Consider the following 4002-nt stretch of genomic DNA (forward strand, 5'->3'; position numbering starts at 1 on the left):
CTTCTCCAAGAGGAACAGACTATACGCTTGATGGGAATTGGACACTCCCCACGGTTGATATCCATGAGGTAGAAAGGGCATCGGCCGACCACGGGTATACGATTATTGATGTACGCGAAGAAAGCCGATACCAAGGGATACACGAGCCTATTGATCTGCTTGCCGGACATATTCCGTCAGCCATCAACCTTCCATTCTCACTGAATCTGGACCAGAACGGTCTGTTTCTCGACGCCAAACGCTTAAGAGATGTGTACCGAACTGCATTGGAGGGGCGCGACCTGGGGAAGACAATCGTACATTGTGGCTCGGGTGTGACAGCTTGCCACACGATACTTGCCATGCATCTCGCTGGTCTATCGATCCCTAGGCTATACGTAGGATCATGGAGCGAATGGAGCCGTAATAATAAGCCGGTTCAACGCGACGCTATTTAGAGTTATCGCTCACCTATTCATTCTTTTCACTTTACAACTTCTGTTTTGCTATCCACTTTTTAGTAGGTTCCATCCATTCTGTCAGCGGTTTATAGAGAAAGCCGGCTCCATTTCTATTTTCATACCGGCATCAACTACAGGCCATATTGTCTCAAAGTATTCGCAGACAAGTTCCATGTCGAGTGTTGGTTTCAAATTATACTCACTCAATTCGCGTGTGTAATAAGCCCAATGTACTTCTTTCCAATAGCTTAAGCTTTTGTCGCCTTCGCCCTCAATAAAAGCATACTCCGGGGTAATATCTTTAAATTGCACAATTTCCACTTTAGTCGTTTTGGTGACTGCAACTGGATTGCCATTCCAATCGGTTACTATAGCCAAATCTCCTTCTGCAGGCATTTTTTCATTATTGATATGGAGCCAGGACAAGGAATGGGTCGTAGCTTGCTTGATACCACTACGTACGAGTTCCGCACATTCATCTGCGTCCTTTTCATTATCACAAAAATGATAGGACAGCGGAATTCCTACATGTAGATATGCAGGATGCTTGTCTTGGAACTCATTCCAATACGTGTCTATCTTACTTACCGCGTTGTGTGATTTTATTTCACCATCTATAAATTGGAAATTGTAAAATCGCCCTTCATTTTCAACAATTCCGATTAGAGGGTTTGGTTCAATGGCAATTTCAGTCGGAAACCATGTTTCTTTTACTCGGTAATTTGGCATTAAAAACAGTCCTTCCTGCGAACCATTGGCAGCAAATCGTGCCTTATCACCTCTCCAGAAGGGGGTGCCGAAGTGATCTTCAAGCTGTTGGTTTGTTTTTGAAATATTATCCGTCCCTAAGCCTATCTCATTAACACAGAGAAAATCTGTAATGCTAAATGGTTTATCCGAATGATTCTGCAAATCATGGCGCACGATACACTCGGCAATATTCCCGACGGCATCGTAGAAATAAAAAGAGTGTGCGTTCCAGGTATCGGAAAACACCACCTTACCATTTTCCTCTGCTTCGATAATGTCCACTTTGGATTCGACCCATCCCAACGCTTCTTGCAACTTGTTGCCCGGAATCAGAAAGCAGTAATGATATAGATAACATTCATAGCTCCGCTTAAAACAAAACTTTGTCCAGCCCACCTGTATCCAAAAGATGTCACTGTTTTCTTGATGGACAGTGAAGCCTAATATGGTTTCAAAAAAATGCTTTTGTTCTGCTATTTTATTGGTATATAGGGTGAGTTCTTTTATTTTCATAAAGTTACTTTTTAAATAGATAATAAATTGTTGGTGCTAACAAAATATATGGAATTGCTGCTAGTATTAAATTAGAATGTCCATTGGTCTTTATCTCCAAAATTGTCAACTTCCCCGATAGAATTGTAATGTATTGGTATGGAATCCGGCAGCCTATTGTAGGTGATTACAATTAACATCTAGTAGGATAGTAAGACTAATACGCCGAAAATTTCAAAGTATTTATCTTTTTTTCTCTGTTTGAACTTGATTACTGGTCGTCTAGGAAGTCGGGACATAGATTGAATATTTTTTCACACAAAGTCTATGGTTAAACATACTATTCTATTTCAACATTTTAATAAACAAATCATACTTATTTTTAAAAACCCTAATACCTCCAAAGTGATGTTCTATATGGAGGGAGGTAAATGAAGCGGTAACGGAAGTGAAGATTACGTTGTATGAAGGTGCTGAGTGAAGCCATTTTAGATAAAGCTCGATGATCCTTTTAGGGCATTTAGTTTGTTTCCAAGCTATCGATAAAAATGTAATTAGATAATCCCCAGCTCGTCGGCCAGCTGTTGCTGTGTCCGCCATTTTTCTTTACATTTAATAAAAAAATAAAATATCCAATAATAAACATGATGAATATTTACAAAACGGCTTCTCTTCTTTTCTTTTCCTATTTTTTAAATTTAATTTTAAAAACATCTTTATGGGCACAGCCAGCTACGATCCCAGGCGATTTTCCGGATCCTACGATTATAGCTGCCAATGGTCAGTATTATGCGGTAGGTACATCCAGTGAATGGGCACCTCATTTTCCGATTTATACCTCTCATAATTTGTTCGATTGGAAACAGGTGGGTTTCGTGTTTTCTTCTGCACCGGAATGGGCTATGTCTTCGTTCTGGGCACCAGAGTATTTTTATCATAAAGGGATATATTATCTTTATTATTCGGCTAAGCGTAAGGGAGATGGTGTGTCTTGCATCGGTGTAGCCACATCTCGTTATCCCGACCGTGATTTTGTAGATCAGGGTATTGTTGTGGCATATGGCACGGAGTCCATTGATGCTTTTGTCGTTGAAGACAACAATCAACTGTACATGACCTGGAAAGCTTACGGACTGGACAACCGTCCTATCGAACTGCTTGGTGCTAGACTCTCTGATGACGGCCTCAGGCTAGCGGGCGAACCCTTCTCCTTATTGCAGGATACAGCACGTGTAGGTATAGAAGGACAAAGTTTTATCAATAAAAACGGCTATTACTATATGTTTTATTCTGCTGGCGCCTGTTGCGGGGCTTCCTGTGATTATCATGTGCAAGCAGTGCGCTCTAAATCCTTAATGGGGCCTTACGAGCGTATAGGTGCGGACTTTTTACTTAGTGAAAACGAAAGTTGGAAATGTATGGGACACGGTACTTTTGTACATCATCTTGCCCAAGAACACTATTACTTGCTCCACGCCTATAACAAAATAGGTGGCATCTATACCGGACGCGAAGGGCTGCTGGCTAAACTGCACTGGAAAAATGGGGATGAACCTTGGTTGGAGTTAGCGAAGCAACCGGAAATACCCCGCCATCGGGATCCTTTCCCCGAACTAACCTCTACAGTGGAGTATAAAGATTTCTGGCAATGGGATTTTCAACATGCTGCTCCTGACGTTAAAAAATCCGAAGAAGGGCTACGCTTATCGGGAACCACAAAAAACGATAACCAGCTGGGTATCGCACTAACAAAGCGTCCTACGCAATTGGCCTATACAGTGGGCACAGAGATTGATCTGTCAGGCAGTAGCGAAGCAGCAACCAAAGGCGTGGTGTTATACGGCGATCACGCACACAGTGTTGGACTTAGCGTAGCGGGTAACAAAATACAGTTTTGGACGATGGACCCCGAGAATAGAATTGTTATTGCTGAAAATGAACTACCGCTGGATTACAGAAAATTAGGATTAAAAATTACTATCACCTCTTCGTTGGAGTGCTATGCTTTCTTTAGACAGTCTGATCACTGGACCGAAATGGGAAATCCTGATAAACCTGTCAGCATAGAGGGAATTGCTCCGTGGGACCGTAGTCCAAGACCAGGGTTGCTCTTTGACGGTGAGAAAACAGAATCTGCGTTGTTTACCAAATTTTATATAGATACCGAGTAGCCGTATTGGATTGGCATTACATGAAGGCGTCTAAAAAGGGCGCCTTCTTTTGTTTTATTATGGGCTTATGGTCTGTAAGGGTTTTAGGAGATTAGCCTAGGCCGCCAGCGGTTGATATAGATAATTTATCCATGACTGGTCATAAATAA

At 41.8% G+C, this 4002-nt stretch carries 4 protein-coding genes; 2 read left to right on the top strand and 2 right to left on the bottom strand.

All coding sequences use genetic code 11. The features are described 5' to 3' along the window. Positions 1–437, top strand: a 437-nt coding sequence (locus C5745_RS19780) for a sulfurtransferase (protein ID WP_262508133.1), incomplete at its 5' end; no start/stop codon positions are given. Between the two features lie 81 nt (positions 438–518). Here the strand turns inward: C5745_RS19780 and C5745_RS20555 are convergent. After that, a complete protein-coding gene (locus C5745_RS20555; RefSeq protein ID WP_207795863.1) occupies positions 519–1703 on the bottom strand; it encodes an ASCH domain-containing protein in 1185 nt (394 codons plus the stop codon). Between the two features lie 71 nt (positions 1704–1774). After that, positions 1775–1882 carry a DUF1648 domain-containing protein gene (locus tag C5745_RS20850; protein WP_105718744.1) on the bottom strand — a complete coding sequence of 36 codons (108 nt, stop codon included), beginning with the start codon at positions 1880–1882 and terminating at the stop codon, positions 1775–1777. 444 nt (positions 1883–2326) lie between these two features. On the opposite strand from C5745_RS20850, the gene C5745_RS19795 reads away from it, so the two are divergent. Next, positions 2327–3853 carry a glycoside hydrolase family 43 protein gene (locus C5745_RS19795; RefSeq protein WP_105718745.1) on the top strand — a complete coding sequence of 509 codons (1527 nt, stop codon included), beginning with the start codon at positions 2327–2329 and terminating at the stop codon, positions 3851–3853. Positions 3854–4002 lie beyond the last annotated feature (149 nt).

Source organism: Sphingobacterium haloxyli (assembly GCF_002980525.1).
Taxonomy (GTDB): domain Bacteria; phylum Bacteroidota; class Bacteroidia; order Sphingobacteriales; family Sphingobacteriaceae; genus Sphingobacterium; species Sphingobacterium haloxyli.

Bases quoted from the DNA above. Each gene is read 5' to 3' on its own strand.
- C5745_RS20555 (WP_207795863.1), bottom strand. From the start codon at position 1,703: ATGAAAATAAAAGAACTCACCCTATATACCAATAAAATAGCAGAACAA.
- C5745_RS20850 (WP_105718744.1), bottom strand. From the start codon at position 1,882: ATGTTAATTGTAATCACCTACAATAGGCTGCCGGATTCCATACCAATA.
- C5745_RS19795 (WP_105718745.1), top strand. From the start codon at position 2,327: ATGATGAATATTTACAAAACGGCTTCTCTTCTTTTCTTTTCCTATTTT.